The 21253-nt window shown below is 71.5% G+C and carries 14 protein-coding genes; 5 read left to right on the top strand and 9 right to left on the bottom strand.

All coding sequences use genetic code 11. From position 1 onward, the window contains the following. Positions 1–63: 63 nt before the first annotated feature. Entirely contained in the window at positions 64–2328 is a 2265-nt protein-coding gene (locus JYK02_RS13375) for an RCC1 domain-containing protein (protein WP_242588729.1), read from the top strand. A gap of 62 nt (positions 2329–2390) precedes the next feature. Here JYK02_RS13375 and JYK02_RS13370 read toward each other — a convergent pair whose 3' ends face one another. From JYK02_RS13370 to JYK02_RS13355, 4 genes are all read right to left on the bottom strand, one after another. Next, the gene (locus tag JYK02_RS13370; RefSeq protein WP_207051315.1) at positions 2391–3626 is read right to left on the bottom strand and encodes an acetyl-CoA C-acetyltransferase; all 1236 of its coding nucleotides are present in this window, start codon (positions 3624–3626) and stop codon (positions 2391–2393) included. Between the two features lie 139 nt (positions 3627–3765). After that, positions 3766–4215 (bottom strand): OsmC family protein, encoded by a 450-nt coding sequence (locus JYK02_RS13365; RefSeq protein WP_242588728.1) that lies wholly within the window; start codon positions 4213–4215, stop codon positions 3766–3768. Positions 4216–4271: 56 nt separating this feature from the next. Beyond that, positions 4272–7490 carry a lantibiotic dehydratase gene (locus JYK02_RS13360; protein ID WP_207051314.1) on the bottom strand — a complete coding sequence of 1073 codons (3219 nt, stop codon included), beginning with the start codon at positions 7488–7490 and terminating at the stop codon, positions 4272–4274. Continuing rightward, positions 7487–8764: a lanthionine synthetase C family protein gene (locus JYK02_RS13355; RefSeq protein ID WP_207051313.1), complete on the bottom strand. Its 1278-nt coding sequence runs from the start codon at positions 8762–8764 to the stop codon at positions 7487–7489. The genes JYK02_RS13360 and JYK02_RS13355 overlap by 4 nt, the downstream gene beginning before the upstream one ends. A gap of 137 nt (positions 8765–8901) precedes the next feature. Here JYK02_RS13355 and JYK02_RS13350 point away from each other — a divergent pair, with 137 nt between their 5' ends. The 3 genes from JYK02_RS13350 to JYK02_RS13340 all read left to right on the top strand — a co-directional run bounded on the left by JYK02_RS13350 (position 8902) and on the right by JYK02_RS13340 (position 10778). Next, positions 8902–9051, top strand: coding sequence for a hypothetical protein (locus JYK02_RS13350; protein WP_207051312.1), 150 nt, complete (start codon positions 8902–8904; stop codon positions 9049–9051). Between the two features lie 79 nt (positions 9052–9130). Then, a complete protein-coding gene (locus JYK02_RS13345; RefSeq protein ID WP_207051311.1) occupies positions 9131–9277 on the top strand; it encodes a hypothetical protein in 147 nt (48 codons plus the stop codon). Between the two features lie 151 nt (positions 9278–9428). Then, positions 9429–10778 (top strand): MFS transporter, encoded by a 1350-nt coding sequence (locus JYK02_RS13340; RefSeq protein WP_347402487.1) that lies wholly within the window; start codon positions 9429–9431, stop codon positions 10776–10778. Positions 10779–10783: 5 nt separating this feature from the next. Here JYK02_RS13340 and JYK02_RS13335 read toward each other — a convergent pair whose 3' ends face one another. From JYK02_RS13335 to JYK02_RS13315, 5 genes are all read right to left on the bottom strand, one after another. Next, a complete protein-coding gene (locus JYK02_RS13335; protein WP_207051310.1) occupies positions 10784–12241 on the bottom strand; it encodes an FHA domain-containing protein in 1458 nt (485 codons plus the stop codon). A 2-nt stretch (positions 12242–12243) separates the two neighbouring features. Further along, the gene (locus JYK02_RS13330; RefSeq protein WP_347402486.1) at positions 12244–14535 is read right to left on the bottom strand and encodes a thioredoxin domain-containing protein; all 2292 of its coding nucleotides are present in this window, start codon (positions 14533–14535) and stop codon (positions 12244–12246) included. A gap of 239 nt (positions 14536–14774) precedes the next feature. Continuing rightward, the gene (locus JYK02_RS13325) at positions 14775–15146 is read right to left on the bottom strand and encodes a hypothetical protein (RefSeq protein ID WP_207051308.1); all 372 of its coding nucleotides are present in this window, start codon (positions 15144–15146) and stop codon (positions 14775–14777) included. Between the two features lie 3 nt (positions 15147–15149). Then, positions 15150–15479 (bottom strand): hypothetical protein, encoded by a 330-nt coding sequence (locus JYK02_RS13320; RefSeq protein ID WP_207051307.1) that lies wholly within the window; start codon positions 15477–15479, stop codon positions 15150–15152. 110 nt (positions 15480–15589) lie between these two features. Next, entirely contained in the window at positions 15590–18130 is a 2541-nt protein-coding gene (locus JYK02_RS13315; protein WP_207051306.1) for a hypothetical protein, read from the bottom strand. A 258-nt stretch (positions 18131–18388) separates the two neighbouring features. Between JYK02_RS13315 and JYK02_RS13310 the strand changes: the two genes are divergently transcribed. Further along, positions 18389–21190, top strand: coding sequence for a serine/threonine-protein kinase (locus JYK02_RS13310; protein WP_207051305.1), 2802 nt, complete (start codon positions 18389–18391; stop codon positions 21188–21190). The last annotated feature ends 63 nt before the right edge of the window (positions 21191–21253 follow it).

The raw sequence follows: 21253 nt of genomic DNA, 5'->3' as shown, positions 1-21253 counted from the left end.
ATGGGACAGACTTCCCTGTTATGGCGAGCCTGTCCCGTTCCAATCCCTTGCAGGGGGAGTGACATGTCGACCGTGCGCGGTGGCAGTCGAAGCCGTCTCATCTTGGGTCTGGTGTTGTGTCTGGGTTGGCTGTCGGGCTGCGCGGCTCCGCCAGAAGCTCCGGCGGAAGAGGCGTCGGACCCGGGCGTGGCTCAGGCCGCCGTGACGGCGCCCACGTGGACGGTGGTGCGGGCCGGGCGGCTCCACTCGCTGGGGCTCCAGGCGGACGGCACGGTGTGGGCCTGGGGGTACAACAAGTATGGCCAGCTGGGGAACAACACGACCACGAACCGCCTGGTGCCCGTGAAGGTGACGGGGCTCACCGGCGTGGTGGTGGACATCGCCGCGGGCAATGAGCACTCGCTCGCGGTGAAGGCGGACGGCACGGTGTGGGCCTGGGGGCTCAACGACCAGGGGCAACTGGGGGACAACACCACCACCCAGCGCCTCAAGCCGGTGAAGGTGATGGGGCTGACGGACGTGAAGGCGGTGGCCGCCGGCCAACTGTATTCGCTGGCGCTGAAGAACGACGGCACGGTGTGGGCCTGGGGTGAGAACGCCAACGGCAAGCTGGGGGACGGCACCCGCGTGCGCAAGCTCAAGCCGGTGCAGGTGGCGGGCCTGACGAACGTGGCGGGGCTGGCCGCCGGGTACAGCCACTCGCTGGCCTTCAAGACGGACGGCACCGTCTGGGGTTGGGGCTACAACAGCAGTGGCCAGCTGGGCGACGGGACGAACACCTATGAACGGCTCACGCCGGTCCAGACGTCGGGCCTCACGGGCGTGGTGGCGCTGTCCGCGCGCAGCGTCAACTCCTACGCGCTCAAGTCGGACGGCACGGTCTGGGCGTGGGGGTTGAACTTCGGAGGAGAGCTGGGAGATGGCACCACCCTCCACCGGCTGACCCCCGTGCAGTTGCCCGCCTTCACGAGCGCCGTCGCGCTGGGGACGGGCGTGGGCGCCAGGCTGGTGGCCACCGCGGACGGCACGGTCTGGAGCTGGGGCGGCAACAGCCGCGGCGAGCTGGGTGACGGCACCCAGACGTCCCACATGACGCCCGCGCCGGTGCTGGCGCTCACCGGGGCCGTGTCCCTGTCCAGCGGGCAGGAGCATGCGCTCGCGGTGAAGGGGAACGGCTCGCTGTGGGCGTGGGGCGGCAACCTCACGGGGCAGCTGGGAGATGGCTTCCCGGAGCAGTACGTGAGCCGGACCGCGTCGCTCTTCACCGGAGCGAAGAGCGTGGCGGCGGGGGACTTCTTCTCCGTGGGCCTGAAGCTGGACGGCACGGTGTGGGCCTGGGGCCGGAACGAGCAGGGCCAGCTGGGCGACGGCACGACGCAGGACCACTGGGCGCCCGCGCAGGTGCCGGGGCTCACTTCCGTGGCGGCCGTCGCCGCGCGGGACTCGTACGCGCTGGCCTTGAAGACGGACGGCACGGTGTGGGCCTGGGGTGACAACGCGAGCGGCCAACTGGGTGACGGAACGACGGTGTCCCGCGCTTCGCCCGCCGTGGTGCCGGGACTGACGGACGTGACCGCGCTGGCCGCGGGCAATGGCTTCGTGCTGGCGCTCAAGTCGGACGGCACGGTGTGGGCGTGGGGGAGCAACAGCTCGGGGACGCTGGGGGACGGCACCACCACGAGCCGCGCGACGGCCCAGGCCGTTCCCGGCCTCACGGACGTGAAGGCCGTGGCGGCGGGGAGCACCTTCGCGGTGGCGCTCAAGACGGATGGCACCGGATGGACCTGGGGCAGCAATAGCTATGGGCAGCTGGGTGACGGCTCGACCTCGAACTGGCCGCCCCGGACCACGCCGGGCGTGGTTCCCGGGCTCGCGGACGGCTCTTCCGTGGCCGCCGGTGACTCCCACGCGGTGGTGCTGAAGACGGATGGCACCGTGTGGGCCTGGGGCGACAACTACCGGGGGCAGCTGGGGGACGGCAGCGGCTCCACCGGCCGCTCGCCGGTGCAGGCCCTGGGCTTCACGGGCGGCACGGCCATCGCGGCGGGGAACTCACACACGCTGGCGCTCCAGTCGGATGGCACCGTGTGGGCGTGGGGCTACAACGGCAACGGCCAACTGGGGGATGGCTTCACCGGTGATCAGCTCGCGCCCGTGCAGGTCCCCAACATCATCGACGCCACGGCCCTGGCGGCGGGCGGCTACCACTCGCTCGCGCGCCGTGGCTCTGGCGCGGTGTGGGCCTGGGGCGACAACGGCCTGGGGCAGCTGGGCACCGGCAACGCCGGCTACCGCGTGGTGCCCTACCAGGTCACGCCCACGCCCTGAGCCTCGGCATCACGGGAGGACACCGCTGAAGTGGAGCCGGCGGTGTCCTCCGGGGCGCGGCGCTACACGCGCTCGATGATGGTGGCGATGCCCTGGCCGCCGCCTATGCACATGGTGATGAGCGCCGTCCCCTTGCCCGTGCGCTCCAGCTCGTCCAGGGCGGTGCCCAGCAGCATCGCGCCGGTGGCGCCCAGCGGGTGGCCCAGCGCGATGGAGCCGCCGTTGACGTTCACCCGCTCCGGGTCGATGTCCAGCGCGCGCGTCGTCTGGAGGACCACGGCGGCGAACGCCTCGTTGATCTCCCACAGGTCGATGTCGCGGGCCTTCATGCCGGCCATGCGCAGGGCCTTCTCGCTCGCGGGCGCGGGGGCGGTGAGCATGATGAGCGGCTCGGTGCCCACCGTCGCCATGGCGCGGATGCGGGCGCGGGGCTTGAGCCCCTGGGTCTTCACGTAGCGCTCGGACGCCAGCGCCACCACGGCCGCCCCGTCCACGATGCCGCTGGAGTTGCCCGCCGTGTGCACGTGCTGGATGCGCTTCGCTTGCGGGTAGGCGGCCAGCGCGATGCCGTCCAGCGTCTCGCCGTTCGGGCCCACGGCGGTCTCACCCATGGCGACGAACGCGGGCTTGAGGGCGGCCAGGCCCTGCGCGGTGGTGTCCGGACGCGGGTACTCGTCGCGCTCCAGCAGCATGGCGCCGGTGGCCGGGTCCTTCACCGCGAAGAGGGATTTGGCGAACCGGTTCTCCTCGATGGCGCGCGCCGCCTGCCGCTGAGAGCGCAGGGCCCACGCGTCCACGTCCTCGCGGGTGATGCCCTCCAGCGTCGCGATGAGGTCCGCGCTGATGCCCTGGGGCACCTGGTAGACGCGCTCGCGCAGCCGCACGTTGCCGCCGTCCTGGCCGCCGCCGTCCGCGCCCAGCGACAGATGCGACATGCTCTCCACGCCGCCCGTCACCACGAAGTCCATGGCGCCGGAGGCCACGCCCATGGCGCCGAAGTTCACCGCCTGGAGCCCGGAGCCGCAGAAGCGGTTGAGCGACACGGCGGACACGTCCTGCGGCCACCCCGCCGCCAGCACCGCGTTGCGCGCGATGTTCGCGCCCTGCTCGTTCACCTGTGACACGCACCCCGCGATGACGTCGCCCACCTCACGCGCGTCCCAGCCGCCGCGCCGCTGGAGCGCGTTGAGCGTCTGCGCGAGCAGCTCCTGCGGGTGCAGCCCCGTGAGGGCTCCCTTGCCCATCTTCCCGCGTCCGCGCGGGGTGCGGACGGCGTCGACGATGTAGCTGGCGGTCATGTGCGGCTCCTTTGATTTCGACCGTAATATTACCCGCGTAATTTCGAAGTCAAGGTGACCTGGGGTGGGAACGCGCGACGGGCCCGGTGCCTGTGCTGGCGCCGGGCCCGTCGTGGGGATGGAGCGTGGGAAAGCGGACCTACCGGGCGGGCACCATGGAGAGGTGGACGGGGGTGGCGTGGGCCAGGTTGTCGCTGACAGGGCAGCGCGTCTCCACCTCGCGCAGCAGGTGGGCGAGCTGTTCCTGGGTGACGTCGCCCTTCACGTGGATGGTGGCGGTGAGGGACTGGTAGCCGGCGCGGACTTCCCGGTTGGTGCCGGCGAACTTCGCGGGGTCCAGCGAGCCCTTCACGGTGATTTCGGTGCCGGTGACGGGGATGCCCAGTTCGCGGGCGATGAAGAACGTCATGTAGTTCAGGCAGCCCGCGTGCGCGGCGAGGATGAAGTCGAGCGGGCTGGGCGCGCCGTTCTGGCCGCCCAGCTCCACGGGCTCGTCCATGAAGATCTTGAACGCCTGCGCCTCCGTGGTGCTGCGGGCCATGCTCTCACCCACGGTGCGGACCTGTCCGGTGTACATCGGCTGTGCCATGTCGTGTGTCTCCTGCCTTTGGATACGAAGGCAGGGCGCCGGACGGGTCGTGCCCCTCAGGTCTGCTTCCGCTCCCGGGCCAGGCGGGACGCGTAGAGGCGGTGGAGGAGGTCGTAGAGCACCAGCTCCTGTGCGCGGGCGGCGGTGCGCAGCATCCGGTTGGTGTGCATGTGGACGAGGCTCCCGGCCACGCGGTCCAGGGGCTGGGTGAGCTGCCCTGTGTCCGCGCACGCGCGCAGCCGTGCCAGCACCGGCGCCTGCCGTTCACTTCGGCGGCGCAGCGCCGCGAGTCCCGGCGCGAGCAGTCCTTCGGAGGGCCACGGCCGCCACAGCAGGGACTCCAGCTCCTGGCGGTGCTTCCGGAAGCGCTCGCCCAGCCTGCGCTCGACGGCGCCGTCCACGGAGAACTCCTGGCCGTAGCCCTGGCGCAGTCCCTCGAGCAGCCGGCAGCGGCCCTCCAGGTCCAGGCCCAGGTCCGTCAGCACCGTGTCGACGCCGCACAGCACCAGCCGCCAGCGCGCGTCCTCACCGCCTTCTTCCGCGACGGTACCGAGCAGCTCCAGCGCCGCGTCGCTGTCCGCGTGGAACCACGCCTCCGCGAGTGGAATGCCCGCGTCTCCGCCGTAGCGTTCGACCTCGCGCTCGTACGTGTCCACCTGCACGCGGTGGACGAGCCCGTCCTTCCGGAGGGGACCCAGCAGCGTGTGCAGGTGCTCCAGCACCTCGCCGTGCAGCCGTCGCGGATCGCCGCGCAGGCGCACGCGCAGGTGCCAGTCCGGGTCGCCGTAGCGCAGGAAGAACCACTGGCTCGCGGCTCCGGAGGCCAGCGCCTGATGGACCCACGGCGATACGGCCTCCGCCAGCACGCGCTCCGCGAGCGCCGTGCCGGTGTAGAGCTTGACGTACAGCCACTCGGAGCCCGGTGGGAAGGAGCGCTCGATGCGCGAGGGCTTCGGCAGGTGCACGGCGGGCGCGGGTGCCACTGGCGCGGTGCGCACGAAGGGCACCACCACCTCGTGGGTGAAGCGGCCTTCGGGGCCCTGGACGCACAGGCGCTCGTTGTCCAGCAGCTCCACCAGCACCACGTCGTCCGCGCGCTGGCGCACCAGGTGGACGAACGTGTCCACGCTGAGCACGTTCTCCAGGTCCACTGGCAGCACGTTGTCGCGGTCCTCCAGGCCCACGAAGCGCGGGAGCTGGAACCGCTCGCGCAGCCGCTGGGCTTCACGGAAGCGCTCCGCGCCTTCATGGAGCCCGAGCGAGCGGAGCATGGACGCCCGGAGCCGCCAGCGGGCGCGGTGGAGGATGAGCCGGCCCATCGTCACGCGCGGGAGGTGCGCGCTGCTGGAGAGCGGTCCCCATTGCCAGCGCAGGCCGGGGGTGACGCCCTGCTGCTGGAGCGTGCCCAGGAAGGTGTACGGCCGCAGGTGCGCGCGGCCGAAGTTGTGGACGTGGGTGACGCGCGGAAGCACCTCACGTCCCAGGCTCGCGGAGCGCAGGACGATGCGGGAGCCCTGCACGGAGAGGAACAGGTCCGTGAGCGGAAGCTGCTGCTCCGGCGGCACGCCCGAGCGTCCCAGGTACACCAGCTCGTGCGCGCGCAGCACGGGTCGGCAGAGGATGTTCCCGTTGCGGCCCTCGGGAAGGTGCACGACCTCCGCGAAGGTGGCCTCCGGGCGCAGGGCCTCCTCCGCGCGCAGGTGTTCCGTCACGTGGCGCAAGAGCTCCGGGTCTCCGTGGCAGAAGCGGCCCAGGAGCGCCGCGCCGGATGGGCCGATCATCGACTCGAAGACGAACTGGAAGTCTCCCGAGTTCACGTCCTCCTGGGAGGCCGCGAGCACCGTGCCCATGACGGAGAAGGCATCCGGCAAGGGGCCCGGACGTGGATGGGCGAGCGCCTCCACGTCGTGCGTGGTCAGCTCCAGCGAGGTTCCCTGGAGCAGCGCCTCCGACAGCCGGTGGTGCAGGTGCGCCTGTGCCTTGCCCCATGCGACGCGCTCCTCGGCGCGCGGAGGGGGAAGGAACAGGTCGCGCAGGAGCGGCGCGTCCTCCGCGGCCTCCGCGCTGGTGAGCTCGAAGCCGATGCCCACGTCCTCGTCCAGCGCCTCCAGCAGGGGCACTTCGCGCGTCTCGTAGCGCTGCACGAAGGACTCGCGGAAGCGCCGCAGCGTCGCGGACTCGGAGGACGGATTGATCCGGTGCAGCAGGGTGACGCCCTGGAGCATCGCGTCCACCACGGCCTTGCCCAGCGTCAGCGCTTCCGCGGGCTTGCGCAGGTCCACCTGGAACAGGCGGCTCACGTCGACGGGAGCGGGCAGGGCCTCCAGTCCCCGAGCCAGCGCACGGTAGCGTGAAGGCTCCGCGCCCGGCGGCGAGCCATCCAGCGTCGTCAACGCGTGCTGCACGTCCTGGAGGACGCGGTGGGGCTCGGCCATCACGGGCACGGGCTCCAGGCGCGTGAGCAGCTCGCGCAGTGGCTCCGCACCCGTGACGGGCGGCGCCAGGTCCGGCACCAGGAGCTGGTTCTCGACGAGCATGTCCACGTACTCCGCGGCCTCTTCGCGGGACACGTCGGGGTCGGCGTCCACCAGCGCCTGCGCGAGCGTGGCGAGCGACGCGCCCGCGCGGGCCCGCTCCAGCGTCGCCTCCAGGTACGGCGTGGGCTCCACGCCCACGAGCCGGTAGGTGCGTGAGCCGCCATCGCGCCGGGACTCGGCGTAGCGCAGCCGGCCCGCGACGCGGTACAGGCTGGAGTTGGGGTGGTAGCGCAGGGCCTCACGCAGCGCGGGCAGTCCTGCGAGCTTCTCCATCAGCGCGTCGACGTAGTCCGTGTCCAGCCGCGTGTGGCGCCGGTACGTCTCCCGCGCGGGCAGCCGTAGCCGGGTGGTGTCGGTGAGCAGGCCCAGGCTGTTGCCCGCGAAGAGGCCGAAGGGCGTCGACCGCGCCGCCATGCGCTGCCAGTAGCGCACCAGCGTCCGCTCCAGCTTCTCGCCGTGCGGACCGCCGGGCGCGGAAGTCCACGTGGGCAGGTGCTCCTCCAGCGACGGCGACGCGAGGAACAGCGCCTCCCGCACCTCCGGCCGGGCAATCACCGCGGAGAGCCGGTCACGCAACAGCGCCTGGTCCCGCTCGATGGCCGCTTCCAGGTCCACGGTGGATGACGTCAGCGCGGCGGATGCGGAGAGCCCCCGGCCCCAGGCGAGCAGCTCATCGAAGGGTAGCAGCGGGGTACGGAGGACGAAGAATCCCGAAGGAGCGAAGCCCGGCGGCGTCATGGAGAGTCCAAGGGAGAGCGGGGCAGGGACATGAGCAGCATCCGGTCCCAGGAGGGCTCCGCGGAGGAGGTCGCAGCGAGGAGCGCCAGCGCGATGCCGGTGGCTCCTCCGAGCAGGCCCGTGTCGTCGGTCCAGTCACCCGAGCCGTCGTCGGAGTACTCCCGCGTGCGGAAGCCGGCCACGCCCAGGCCCGGCTGCCGGTGCACGGAGAACAGCTGCTGGAACCAGAAGCGGGAGGCTGCCTCGAATGCTGGCTCGCCCGTGGTCTGGTACAGGCGGTTGTAGAGGTGCGCGAGCCCCGCGGAGCCATGGCAGAGCCCTCCGTCCCTCACGGAAGCGACGTCCTTCCAGCGCCCCGCGGCCTCCAGGCAGAGCGCGAGCGCCTGGGCCTCCCACTCCGGATTGCGCACCGCGCGCGCCAGTGTGTGCAGTCCCAGCGCCACGCCGGGATCGCCGTAGCACCACGCCGGACGGCGCGGCCACGTGAGGGGTTCATTCCGCATCCCCACGCGCGTGGGGAAGCGGGCAGGGTCGGCGTCCGCCGCGCGCCGGGCCATGAACCACGTCCACCCTCCCTGGAGCAGCTCGCGCGCGGACTCGACCCCCGCGGCCACCGCGCCGCCCAGCACGATGAGCAGCCCCGCAATGCCGTGCGCGACGCCCAGGTTGAAGCTGCCCTCGGGATGTTCGTCGCGCATCCGTGCTTCGACATGGCCGGCCTGTGTCCTCCAGCGCAACCCCTCCGGCGTGCGCTCCGCCAGCTCTCCGAGCCGCGCGACCACGGCCTCCAGGCAGCGCCGCGCGCCCTCCCGTGGAAGGCGCTCCAGCGCGTACGCGCCCATGCCCACCAGCCCGCTCACCAGGTCGTAGCGGTGCGTCCACGGGCGCGTCTGGAGGAAGTCCTCGAGCGCGGCGTCGATGTCCGTGAGCGGATCCTCCTCCGGGGCTTCAGAAGGGCGCTGCACGTGCTGCACGGCCCACGCGATGCCCGTGAAGCCGTCATAGAGGTCCGGCCCCAGCGTCTGCGCGCCGAGCGCACCCGTGGCGAGCTCCAGCCACGCCTCCGAAGACTCGCGATGCTTCGCGTCACCGTGAGCCCGCGCGAGCGCGTCAAAAAAAATCGCGCGCCCTGCGTCACCTCGCGCGAGCGATGGAAGGGATGAAACCTGCCCGGGAGGATGCGACAGCGCATCGACAAGCATTGCGAGCACTTGCAGCGCCGTGTCGCGCTCGACGCCTTGCAGCAACGGTTTCCATGGGAGGTTGGGTCGCATGTCGGGCTCCATCCAGTCTGGAAATGAAATTCAACGCATGGCGGTTCTGGCGGGGAGCGCTTGTTTGCTCGGGAAACAGGTGTTTGACTTGCTGTTGCAGTAAACGCCGTCGACGACAACAACGAAAGGGCAACATCATGGACAAGCAGGAGACCCAGAAGCCCAAGAAGTTGAGTCTGAAGCGCGAGACCGTTCGCCTGCTCTCCGGAGCGGGAGCGGAGCAGCAGGCCCGCAAGGAGCTCACCTCGCCCATCTGCACGGATTACGGCACGAAGTGTGACCTCTGAGCCGCGTCACGGGCATCCCTGCCCGTGAATGCAGCGGGGTTGTCAACATACGCAAAGACTGCAACGAAAGGACGATGCCATGGACAAACAGGACATGCAGAAGCCCAAGAAGCTGAGTCTGAAGCGTGAGACCGTCCGCCTCCTGTCCAACTCGGACGCGGAGATGCCCGGTCGCAAGGACCTGACCAGTCCGTTCTGCACCGAGGGTCCGCGGTGTGAGCTCTGACGGACCTCACGGCCCTCCGGGTCCGTGAGTCTTCTTCCGGCGGGGAGCGCGCTGCTCCTCGCCGGTTGTTCCCCGGCGCAGTTGGCTGCCTGACGTCCCGTGCGTTCCCCGGGATGCGAGTGGAGGCCACCTCCGGGAAAGTCACGTCACCGTGACTCCTCCACAACGGCTGGTCCTGCGAATCGCCGTGCTCGCCTCGCTCGTCACGTTCCTGGACGGGGCGATCATCAACGTCGCGTTGCCCGCGATGGTCCAGGACCTGGGCGGTGGACTCAAGCTCCAGCAGTGGGTGGTGGACGCGTACCTCATCACGCTGGGCTCGCTGATGCTGGTGGCGGGCTCGCTGTCGGACGCGTTCGGGCGCAAGCGCATCCTGCGGCTGGGGCTGCTGGGCTTCGGGGCCACGTCGCTCTTGTGCGCGCTTGCGCCGACGGGCGCGGTGCTCATCCTCGCGCGAGGGCTTCAGGGAGCCACGGGCGCGCTCCTGGTGCCGGGCTCGCTGGCGCTCATCCTGTCCTTCTTCTCCGGCCCCGAGCAGGCAAAGGCCATTGGCACGTGGACCGGCTGGACGGGCGCGGCGTTCATCGCGGGGCCGCTGGTGGGCGGGCTGCTGGTGGACACGGTGGGCTGGCGGTGGATCTTCGCCATCAACGTGCTGCCCATCGCGCTGACGCTGGCGCTGCTCGCGCGCATGGAGGAGCCCGCGCGGCCGGAGGGCGTGCGCATCGACGTGCTGGGGGCCGTGCTGGCGTGCGTGGGCCTGGGCGGTCCGGTCTACGCGCTGATTGAACAGGGGACGGTGGGCTGGACGCATCCCACGGTGCGGGTGTCGCTGGGCGTGGGCGTGCCGGCGTTCATCGCGTTCGTGTTCCAGGAGCGGCGCTCGGCGCACCCGATGATGCCGCTGGGGCTCTTCCGGGAGCGGAACTTCTGGGTGGGCAACCTGGCCACCACGTCCATCTACGGGGCCCTGGCGCTGGGCGAGTTCGTCATCACGCTGTTCCTCCAGCAGGTGGCGGGCTTTCGCGCGACGACGGCGGGGCTGGCGCTGATGCCGACGACGGTCATCATGCTGCTGCTGTCGTCGGTGTCCGGTGGGCTGGCCGGACGGTTCGGGCCGCGCCTGTTCATGGCGGTGGGGCCGTGCATCGCGGGCGCCGGGTTCCTGCTCATGCTGCGCGCCGGCACGCCGCTGGACTTCTGGACGCAGATGCTGCCGGGCGTGGGGGTGTTCGGGTTGGGGCTGACGACGACGGTGGCGCCGTTGACGTCGGCGGTGCTCGGGTCCGTCAGCAAGGAGCAGGCGGGGATCGGCTCGGCCATCAACAACGCCATCGCGCGGGTGGCGGGGCTCATCGCCATCGCGTTCACGGGGCTCATCGTGGGCCCGCGACTGGACGTCGCGGGCTTCCACCGGGTGATGCTCGTGGCCACGGTGCTGCTCGTGCTGGGCGGAGTCATCTCCGCCCTGGGCATCCGCGATCCGCCGCGGAAGGCCTGAGCGCGTCAGTCGTCGCTGGGGACCAGGGAGAAGTACACGGCTTCGGTTCCCAGGTTGAAGGTGTCGCCGTCCGCGATCTTCTGGCGCTTGATGCGCTGGTGGTTGATCCAGGTGCCGTTGGACGAGCCCAGGTCCTCGATGAAGTAGTCGTTGCCCTCGCGCACGACGGCGGCGTGTTCACGGGAGACCCTGCCGGACGCCACGACGAGGCTGCACTGCGGGCCACGGCCCAGCGTGAAGCGCTCCACGTCCACGCGGGTGGCGGGGCCGTCCGGGCGCAGGCGGACGAACAGGTCCTTGCGAGCGGACGCCTTGGGAGCGGGCTTCCGGGCCTTGTTGGCCTCTGGAGGCGCTTCGTCCTCGGGAGTGGACTGACGGAGCACGCGGCCCTGCTTCCGGAGCACGGGGCCCTTCGGGGCCGGAGGTGCCACGAAGGGAAGGTTCTGCTCCTCGGGTTCCGGCGGGGACTCCTCCTCGTCCGGTGCTGCCGCCCGAGCATCTGGCGCGTCGTCTTCGTCGGAGCCCGTGGCCTCCTCACCCGTCTTGGACTCTTCGGGCTCCGAGTCAGCGGACTGGCTGGCGCCCGGGGATTCTTCGGATCCAATCGCCGCTGCGATGTCGGCGGCGTCCTCGTCCTCCTCCTCCTCGGCCTTCGCCTCCGTGCCTACGGCAGCCTCGGATGCACTCTCGTCGGCCGCTTCGTCTTCGTCGGATGCATCGCCTTCGTCCGACGACGCAGCCGCCGCTTCGTCCGTACCGGACGTCTCTTCGTCCGATGTCTCGTCCGTGGACTCTTCGTCGGCGCTGGACTCGTCGTCCGATGCCTCGTCGTCCGACGACGCAGAGGCCGCTTCGTGAGCGTCGGCCTCGGCTTCGTCCGACGACTCTTCAGCGTCTGCCTCCTCGTCCGATGCCTCGTCAGCGTCGGCCTCGGCTTCGTCTTCGTCCGACGACTCGTCCGCGTCGGCCTCTTCATCGTCCGATGCCTCGTCAGCGTCGGCCTCGGCTTCGTCTTCGTCCGAGGACGCGTCCTCCTCTTCGTCCGCATTGGCGTCGGAGTCTTCCTCCGACTCATCGTCATCGGACGCCACCGGCACGTCGTGGGGCTGAACGACCGCGTCCACGGCGGCGAGGACCTCCTGCATGCGGGCGCGTGCCTGGGCGGCGTCGTCCACGGGCGCCGCGACTGGCGCTGTTGCCTTCACGGGGGGCGCAGCGGTGGGAGTCTCCGCAGGACGCACCACGGGCTCGGGGGGCCAGGCCGCCGGTGGTCTCACGGGCTCTGCCTCGACCGGTGTACCCAGCGCCACGGGGGTGGGCGACACGTAGCCGTTCTGCTTCGCGAGCAGGAACAGCGCCTGGGCCACCAGGGCATCGCGGTCCACGCCCAGGTCGTGGCTCATCTGCTCCAGCGCGCGCCACAGGGGCTCCGCGACCTCGATGGTTTCACGAATCCGCTTCATGCCTAGCTCCCCCTCAGGTTGCTCTGCCACGGAGAGACGTGATCCGGGTCATTGAGCCAATAGAACATCGCTTGCGTCTCCGCGTACTGCCGCTCCGCGATGGACACCAGGTTCGGATGCAGGTCGCCCAGCGCCACGCCCTCGAACAGGAAACCCTGGCCGGGCTTCGTCGTGCTGGCATCCCCCCGGAACTTGCGGTCCCGGCTCTGCCACAGCCGCTGCGAGGCCTGCCCCGCCGCCTGACCGAAGTCCGCCGGCGGCGCGATGCGCGTGGGCATCCGGAACGTCGTCTCCCCGCATGACCACAACAGCCACGACAGCGCGCTCCAGTCCCCCCGCATCATCAGCGCCAGGTCCGCGAGCCCCATCTCCAGGTGGAGCGTCTCGTCGACCTCCACCTGTTCGTCTTCCTGCTCGACTTCGTACTGCTTCAACTCCACCGGTCCCGCGCCCAGCAGGCTCGACAGGTCCGGCGGCAGCCACGACACCGCGGCGCCGGGCTTGAACCGCTGGAGCAGCGCGCCGCGCATCGCCTGGAGCCGCGTGGCGTACTTGCGCACCAGTTGCTGGATGGCCTCCAGGGACTGACGGGGCTTCTCCGGCAGGCCGTCGTAGGTGCAGCGTGGAGGCTCCTGTCCCGCCCAGAAGTCGAAGCGGGGGAACAAGACCCGCGCGTACGTGTCCAGGAACGCGGCCGTGTCCGGCTCCACCGCCGCGAGCCCCTGCGCGTCCTTGCGCACCTGCTCCGCCACGCCCAGGTTCAGCAGGATGAGGCCGCGCGTGAACAGGTACTCCTTGCGGTCCGGCGCCAGCAGCATCGCCGCGTGCAGGAAGTCCAGCGCCGCGCGAGGCCGGTCCGTCTGGTCCAGCAGCACGGCGTAGGCCCGCAGCAGCGTGGCGGCGTCACCCCCGCGCATGAGCGCGTCCGCCAAGGGGGCCCACTGCTGGCCCGCTTCCTCCACCACGCCGTCCGCGATCCCGCTCGCGGAGTCCTTCGTGCGCGGCAGCGTCAGCTCCTCCAGGCCCTGCTTCAGCGGCTGGACGTCCAGCGACGTGGCGCACGCGCGCGCGGTGGCCAGCAGGGCCTCCCGGTAGCGCCGGTCCGCGCGGGCTTCCTTCGCCAGCTCGCGCCAGCCCTCCGCGCTCCGGGCCAGGTTGGAGAACACCGGCGAGCGCGCCAGCGTCCGCTCATCCATCGCCCGGCCCAGGTCGCGCGTGAGCACCACCGCCCGCTGCGCGTCCAGCAGGGACCACGTGTCACACGCGAGGTTGCCTTCCGCCCGGCCCTCCTCGAAGTGGACGCGGAAGTCCGCGTAGGTGTTCTCCGCGCGCGACCAGTAGCGGCCGTGGCGCAGGTCGTTCTGGTACTCGGCCTCCCAGAGGAGCTGGCCCTGCAGGTCCCAGAAGCGGGTGAGGCCGTGGCGCTCGGCGTCCGCGTTGAGCGTCACCCGGGCCCACTGCTTCAGGTCCTCGCGCAGCTCCGCGTCCTCCGGCAGGTGGGCGGGGCGGGTGGGGTAGGGCTCGCCGGTGGAGGGCACCACGCGCTGGCCCTTGCCGTCGAAGTGCTGCACCTGCCGCACGGTGCCGTGCTCGTAGTGCATCACCGTCTTGCGCACGCGTGGGTTCACGCCGCCTTCGTGCATGCGCTCGGTGGTGAAGTGCTCGGACGCGAACCAGGTGCGAGGGCCGTGGAGCTGGCCCTTCTCGAAGGCGCCCTCCTGGGACACCGAGCCGTCCTCGTGGAAGCGCTTGAAGGGGCCGTGCGGCGCGCCGTGCTTCAGGATGCATTCGTTGCAGAGCGTGCCGTCCGCGCGCCAGTACCGCCACGTGCCGTGGGGCCGGCCGGTGACGTCCTTGGGGCCGAAGGACCACTCCTTGTCGCCCTCGTCCCAGGTGGCGCCGTCAGGGACGCCGGAGGGGCGCTCGCCGGCTTCGGTCCGCTCTCGGTTCGCGGTGCGGCGCTGCTCCTCCGCGACGTCCACGGCCCGCAGCGCGCCGAGCAGCCGGTCCAGCGACTCGGGGGACAGCGCCTCGGAGACGCGGTGGACCTCCAGGCCGTCCTTGAACGCGACGAGGGTGGGGAAGGAGTCGATGCCCAGCGGCTCGGCCACCGCCTCATGGGCCTCCGCGTCCAGCCGGGCGAAGGTGATGTCCGGGAACCGCGCGGCCGCCTCCGTGAAGATGGGGGCGAAGGCGTGGCAGGGGTCACACCACGGGGCCCAGAAGTCCACGATGCACATACCGGGCCGCTGGGTGACTGCCTCGTAATCCTCCGGGGTCAATTCAACCGGCACACCTGCCAACGGGGACTCCTGATCAAGGGGAGGGACAGATAAGAGGGGCGCCAGGGACGCGCGTCAACCCGCACGTCACGGGGATTTCCGCTTCCGTCCACGCGTGACGCCTGCCTGTCGCTGCGGCTGAGAAGGTGAGAACCCCGTGGGGCCTCCCGGCCGCGGCGCACCCTCCGAACTGGTCCGACAGTCGGACCAGTTGGGCCGCGCCGGGCGGGAGGTGCTCCGCATGGGCGTCCTCACGGTGAAGTGGGCGCGAGGCGCGAGGGTTCCATCCGGAAGAGGAACTGGAACCCCGCGTCCTTCAGCGCGGTGAACCTGTCCGGCAGGCCGTCGTCCTCCCAGACGATGCCCAGGCCTTCCAGGTCGACCCGCGCGGGGTCGATGACGTGCGTGTTGAAGTCCCAGGGATCCACCCCCAGGCACTGGCCCGCGTCGCGCAGTTGCACCGGGTCGTGGAGGTCGAACATCAACGTCACGAGGATCCGCGTGCCCTCGCGCGTGTGCTCGTAGAAGCTCGCGCCGTAATCGAGGAACGGCACCAGGGTCCGTCGGAAGGGGCCCGTGGCGACGACCCCCGCGACCACGGAAGGGAGAGCCGGCGGTGTCATGGCCTATCCGTTCGGCTGGAAGAAGAAGTCAAAGCTCGCGTCCCGCAGCTTCAGGAAGCACTCCAACTTGTGCTCCTCCCCGGGGGACAGGAACCGCCGGAGCGCGTCCACGTCCGCACGCCATGGGTCGAGCGCATGGGTGTTGAAGTCCCAGGCTTCCGCGCCCATGCAACGGGCCAGTTCGCGGCTGCGGGAGCTGCCCTCCGTCGCCAGGAACACGGGGACGACGATGATGGCCCCGTCGCGGGTGCCCTGATGCCACGTCTCCGGCTGCTGGAGGAACGGCACCAGCTCGCGGCGGAACGGGCCGATGCCCAGGACCTCTCCGTACATTCCCATGACACCGGAGCGTACCCGGTGTCAGGCCGCTGGCGAGCGGCCGCATCAGGCGCCAGAAGGCGGCGGTGGCTCCGTCCACCGCCGCCTCCATCCGAGCCGCGCCTTCAGTCGATCTGCAGCTCGGAGATCTTGTGCGGCTTGTCGCTGATGAGGTCCATCAGCTTCCCGAAGCCGAAGGCCAGCAGGCCGATGCCGGCGCCCACCGCCATGCCCAGCGGTCCGCCAATCGCGCCCACCGCCACCGCGCCGCCCAGGCTGCCCGCGATGCCGACGGCGCCCTTGGCGATCTGCGCGCCGTCGTTCACCTTCGCGCCGTTGACGATGTCCATCACGCCGCCGGCCGCGCCGCCCACCGCGCCCAGCACGTTGGCCGCGCCGCCCGCCGCCTTGAGCGCGGAGAGCGCCTTGCTGCCGGCGCTCGCCGTCACCCCGGCCACCTTGCCGATGCCGCCCATGCCCTTCACCGAGTCCAGCACCGTGCTCGTGAGGGCGTTGCCCACCTTCGGGTTCGCCAGCGACTTCGCCCAGGGCATGCTCTTCGCCGCGGTGGGGGGCGTGGTGGCAGTGAGCGCGCCCGCGTTCTTGAAGTCCTTGATGGCCTCCGTGAACGCCTTGCCGCCCGAGTACATGTTCAGCGCGCCGTTGGCCGTGTCCGACACACCCTTCACGATGTCCGGCATGTTGTTCTCGCGGATGCCCCGCGCCAGCGACATGCCGCCGGCCACCACGCCCGCCACGCCGCCCAGCGCGCTCGCGCCACCCTGTGCCGCGTTCAGGCCCTTGGAGAGGCTGTCCCGGCCCAGGACCTCCGTCGCCCTCGCCGGCAGCCGGCCCGCGTCCTGGCTCAGGCCCTTGAGGATGTTCAGCGCCTGCGCGCCGCCGCTGTTGGCGTACTGGTTCACCGTGTTCGCGGTGTAGATGGACGCCTGCTCCAGCAGCACCTTGCCGAAGGCGTCGTCCTTGAAGGCCTCCGCGTCGGTGACGTCGCGCATGTCGGCGCCACCCTTGCCGGACAGTTGTAGCCGCTCGCCGTCCGGGCCCACCTCGTGGAGGCCCTTGCGGCCGTCCGCGTCCGTCACCGTGGTGCGTGAGCTCACCAACTGCGCGCCCCGGCCGGAGAGCAGCGACGTGTCCTCCTTGAGCGCGCTCTCCGTCTTGTCGTCCTTCGTGCGCTTCGTCTCCAGTGACTCCTGGAGCTCCAGGCCCTGGCCGGTGGCCTTGCGGCTGCTGGTGTAGTGCTGCTCCAGGTCGGAGCCGTCCGGCTCGCGGCTCTTCGCGTCCAGCTTCTCGATGGAGCCGTCCTGGCCGTACGTGGTGGAGGACTCGCCGCTCACGGGCACGCGCTTGGAGGAGTCCGCCTTCTCGAAGGTCTTGCCCTCGAACGTCTCCTTCACCGTGCTGCCCTCGCGTGTCCGCTGCGTCTTGATGGTCGCGTCCGGGTAGCCCTCGATGAAGGTCTGCGAGTCCAGCCGGTCCGCGCCCTTTTGAATGTCCACCGTCCAGCGCTTCGGCGGGCGGCCGTCGCCGGTCTTGTCCGCGTCGTAGTTCTCGCCGCCTTCCTTGCCGTACGCGTCGCGGACCTTGTGCAGGCCCTCCATCGTGTGGGGCCCTTCACCCGCCAGGTGCGTGTGGCCGTCCAGCGTGCGGTCCACGTAGGACGTCGCCTTCACGTTCTCCTGGGAGAAGTCCTGCACGCGGCTGTACTGCACGTCGCCCTGCTTGCCGTCCTCGCCGCGCGGCGGAATCGTATAGGTGTACGTGTCCGCGCGATCCACCGGCTTGCCGAAGTCGAACGGGCCCTTGAGCTTGTTGTCGATGGAGCCCCCTCCCTTCTGCTGGTAGTAGGCCGTGCGGCTCGTCTGCGCGCCGCCGTCCGCCTGCGAGTACGCGTCGGTGATGAGCCGGTCGCCGTCCTTGTCCGGCTCGATGTGGACCGCGTTGCGCGTGTACGTGAGCCCCGGGTCCTTCGCCGTGGAGATGTCCCCGAAGGACTTGAGGTCCGCGGTCTCGTTCCGGTCGCCCTTCCACTCGGCGCGCTCCACCAGCGAGCTGCCGTCGTCCTTCAGCTCCAGCCGGTCGCGCGTGTTGACGCCATCCGCGTAGGCGGCCGTGTCCATCACCACCGCGCCGTCCTGCTTCGTCGCGACGGAGCGCTCCACGACCTCCTTCTGGCCGTTGACGCGGGTGAGCTCCACCTGGGTGTCGGACAGGCGCTTGACGCTGGCGCCCTCGGGCACGGGCGCCTTGCCGTCCGCCATGGCGAAGAGCCTGTCGGCCTCCTGCGTGGTCTTCTCCCGCAGGGCCTTCTGCGCATCCACCGTCTCGGCGCGGCGCTCGCCCACCGTCTTCATGTCCACCGCCTGCTTTGCCTTGTCCTCGCCGGACACCGTCTGGCGCTCCACCGGCGCCGCGCCCGTCGCGCCCAGGCCCACGCGCAGTTGGGGGACGGCGGGCTTCACGGCCTGGCCCATGCCGCTGAGCTCCGGGCCCGTCGTGGGCTTCTTCACGTCGAAGCCATCCGCGACGACCGCGGGCTTCCTCACCTGCACGGGCGCGGCCTGGGGAACGGCCGCGCGCGGCTTCTCGGTGACGGCGGGCTGAATGACGGGAGCCAGCGGCTTCCGGGCGATGGGGGCGAGCGCCATGGGGGAGGACTCCAGGAGGGGGCGGGCTGCGAGGACGGCGATGCGGGCCCTCATTGCGGCTGGCGTGCCAGCCCGGAAGGGCTCGTCCCATTCCTGTTTCCAGGCGTTTGTCCTCCACCCCGCGTGCAGGTGCTGATGACTGCCGTCGGGCGCTGGTGACCCCCGTCACCAGGCAGGCGGCCGTGGTTGACGCATCGCGGAAGGATGTTCGGAGCGGACGAGGGCCGGCGGTAGAGTCGCGGATCAGGTGCACCGACCATGACCAGACGAGACACCGGCAGGGGAAGCGCAGGGACGGGCCCGTTGGACTCGGCGCGCTCGGGTGCCGGCACGGGTCGCGGCACCGGCGGCTCCGGGCCCCGCCGTGCGGAGGACGTCCCGCCCGTTCCCCAGGTGGGCCGCTACCTGCTCCTGCGCAAGCTGGGACAGGGCGGCATGGGCGTGGTGTACGCCGCCTATGATCCGGACCTGGACCGCAAGGTCGCGCTGAAGCTCCTGCACCCCAACGCCAACCACGACAACGAGGAGGCGCGGTCCCGGCTGCTGCGCGAGGCGCAGGCCATGGCGCGCGTCTCCCATCCCAACGTCATCCCCGTCTTCGACGTGGGCATGTGGGGCGACCAGGTCTTCGTCGCCATGGAGCTGGTGGACGGCGGCACGCTGGGCTCGTGGCTGAAGGAGGCGAAGCCGTCCTGGCGCGAGGTGCTGGAGCGCTACCTCCAGGCGGGCCGGGGGCTCCAGGCCGCGCACGAAGCGGGGCTGGTGCACCGCGACTTCAAGCCCGCCAACGTGCTGGTGAGCCGCGCGGGCCGCGCGTACGTGACGGACTTCGGGCTGGCGCGGCAGGTGGGCGACGGGCCGGAGGTCGCCTCCTCGCCGGAGGAGGCCCGGCTGCTGGAGTCGTCCGACCGGCGGATGCTGGACACCACGCTCACGGAGGCGGGCCTGCTGGTGGGCACGCCCAACTACATGTCCCCGGAGCAGTTCCGGGGCTCGCGGCTGGACGCGCGCACGGACCAGTTCAGCTTCTGCGCGGCGCTCTACGGCGCGCTCTACGGCACGCGCCCCTTCGACCCGGGCAGCATCAAGGCCTACGTGTCCGCCAGCCGCAGCGCGGAGCTGGAAGCCGACGGCACGCAGTCGCTGGGCGGCACGCAGTCGCTGAACGCGGCCCCGGCGAAGGCCGCCGTCGCGCCGCCGCCCGCGCTGATCCGCGAGCCTCCGCGCGACGCGAAGGTGCCCGGCTGGGTGCGGCAGGCGGTGCTGCGCGGACTGGCGCTGGACGCGGATGCGCGCTTCCCCTCGATGCAGGCGCTGCTGGACGCGCTCTCCCAGGAGCAGCGCCTGGGGCGGCGCCGGCGCTGGGCGGGGGCGGCGGGCGCGATGACCACCGCGCTGGCGGTGGCGGGCGGCGTGGCGTGGCAGCAGTCCCAGGTGTGCGCGGACGCGGGCGCGCTGATGGACACCGTCTGGACCGGCGACGCACGGGCGCGGCTGGAGGCCTCCTTCCGCGCCACCGGCAAGCCCTTCGCGGAAGGCATGGCCGCGCGCGCCACGCAGGTGCTGACGCACTACGCGGACGCGTGGAAGCACCAGCGCGTCCAGGCCTGCGAGGACACGCGCGTGAGCGGCGTGAAGCCGGAGGAGCAGCTGGACCGGCAGGTGGTGTGCCTGGAGCGCCGGCGCAAGGACCTGCGCGCGACGGTGGACCTGCTCGCCAACGCGGACGCCGCCCTGGTGGAGAAGTCCGTGGACATGGTGCACGCGCTGCCTGCGCTGCACGAGTGCGAGGACGTGGAGTCCCTGGCCGACCAGCAGCGCCGCCCCTCCGACCCCGCCCTGCGCGACGCGATTGAGGCGCTGGAGGACCGGCTGGCGGAGGTGCGCGCGCAGGTGGACGCGGGGCGCTACCCGGCGGCGCTCGCGGCGGTGAAGGCGCTGGAGGCGCCCGTGGAGAAGACGGGCTACCTGCCGCTCCAGGCGGAGATGCGCTTCCATCTGGGCTGGCTCCAGGAACAGACGGGCCAGTCCCCGGAGGCGTCCCGCCTGCTGTCGCGCGCCGTCTTCGACGCGGAGGCGGGGCGGGCGGACCGGCTGAAGGTCGCCATCCTCAACAAGCTGCTCTACGTGGAGGACGGCCAGCGGCACTTCGACCCGGCGGCGAACTGGGGCGCCCTGGCGGAGGCCACCCTCCAGCGGCTGGGCGGCGAGCCCGTGCTGGAGGCCGACGTGAAGGTGAACCAGGCCAACCTCGCCATGTCCCAGGGCCACATGGAGGAGGGCCGCAAGCGCCTGGAGGAGGCGAGCGCCCTCTACGACAAGGCGCTGCCGCCCGAGCACCCCAAGCGCGCACGGGCCCTGTTCCTCCTGGGGCGGCTGGTGCTGGGCACCGGCGACGCGAAGGGCGCGGTGCCGCTGCTGGAGGCCTCGCTCGCCCGGACAGAGGCGGCGGTGGGGCCGGTGCACCCGGACATGGCCCGCAGGCACGGCCTCTTGTCCCTGGCCCTGCGCGAGGCCGGCGAACCCGCGCGCGCCCTGCCGCACGCCCAGGCGGTGGTGGACCTCTACAGGGCCTTCCACGGAGACAAGAGCCCGCAGATGGGCGAGGCGCTGGACGAGCTGGGCATGTGCCAGCTCGGGATGAAGCGCTACGAGGACGCGCTGAAGACCTACGAGCAGGCCGTGGCCCTCAAGCGCGAGGTGCTGCCCGCGGACGACGAGGGGCTCCAGCCCTCCTACGACGGCGTGGGCCAGGCGCTGCTGGGACTGGGGCGGGCGCGTGACTCGGTGGCGCCGCTGCGGCAGGCGGTGTCCTTCGCCTCCGCTCCCCCGGACGCGCTGGCGGAGTCCGGCTTCGCGCTGGCGCGGGCGCTGTACCAGACGGGCCAGACTCCCGAGGTCCGGGCGGAGGCCCGCGGCGAGGCCACCCGCGCCCGGGAGCGCTTCACCGAGTCCGGGTTGGACGCGCGGGTGGGGGAGGTGGACTCGTGGCTCCAGACCCTGCCCCCGGAGTCCCCGCGTCCGCCTGCCCGCAAGCCGCCCCGGGGCCGGCGCCGGTAGACAGTCACGCGCGGCTGCTGGCGGCCGTGGCGCGGCGTGCTAGCGTCCCGCGCCGTGTCGCTG

It is taken from the genome of Corallococcus macrosporus, from assembly GCF_017302985.1.
GTDB lineage: Bacteria > Myxococcota > Myxococcia > Myxococcales > Myxococcaceae > Corallococcus > Corallococcus macrosporus_A.
Note: the sequence above shows the minus strand (reverse complement) of the source record. Positions and strands in the feature narration are given on the sequence as shown.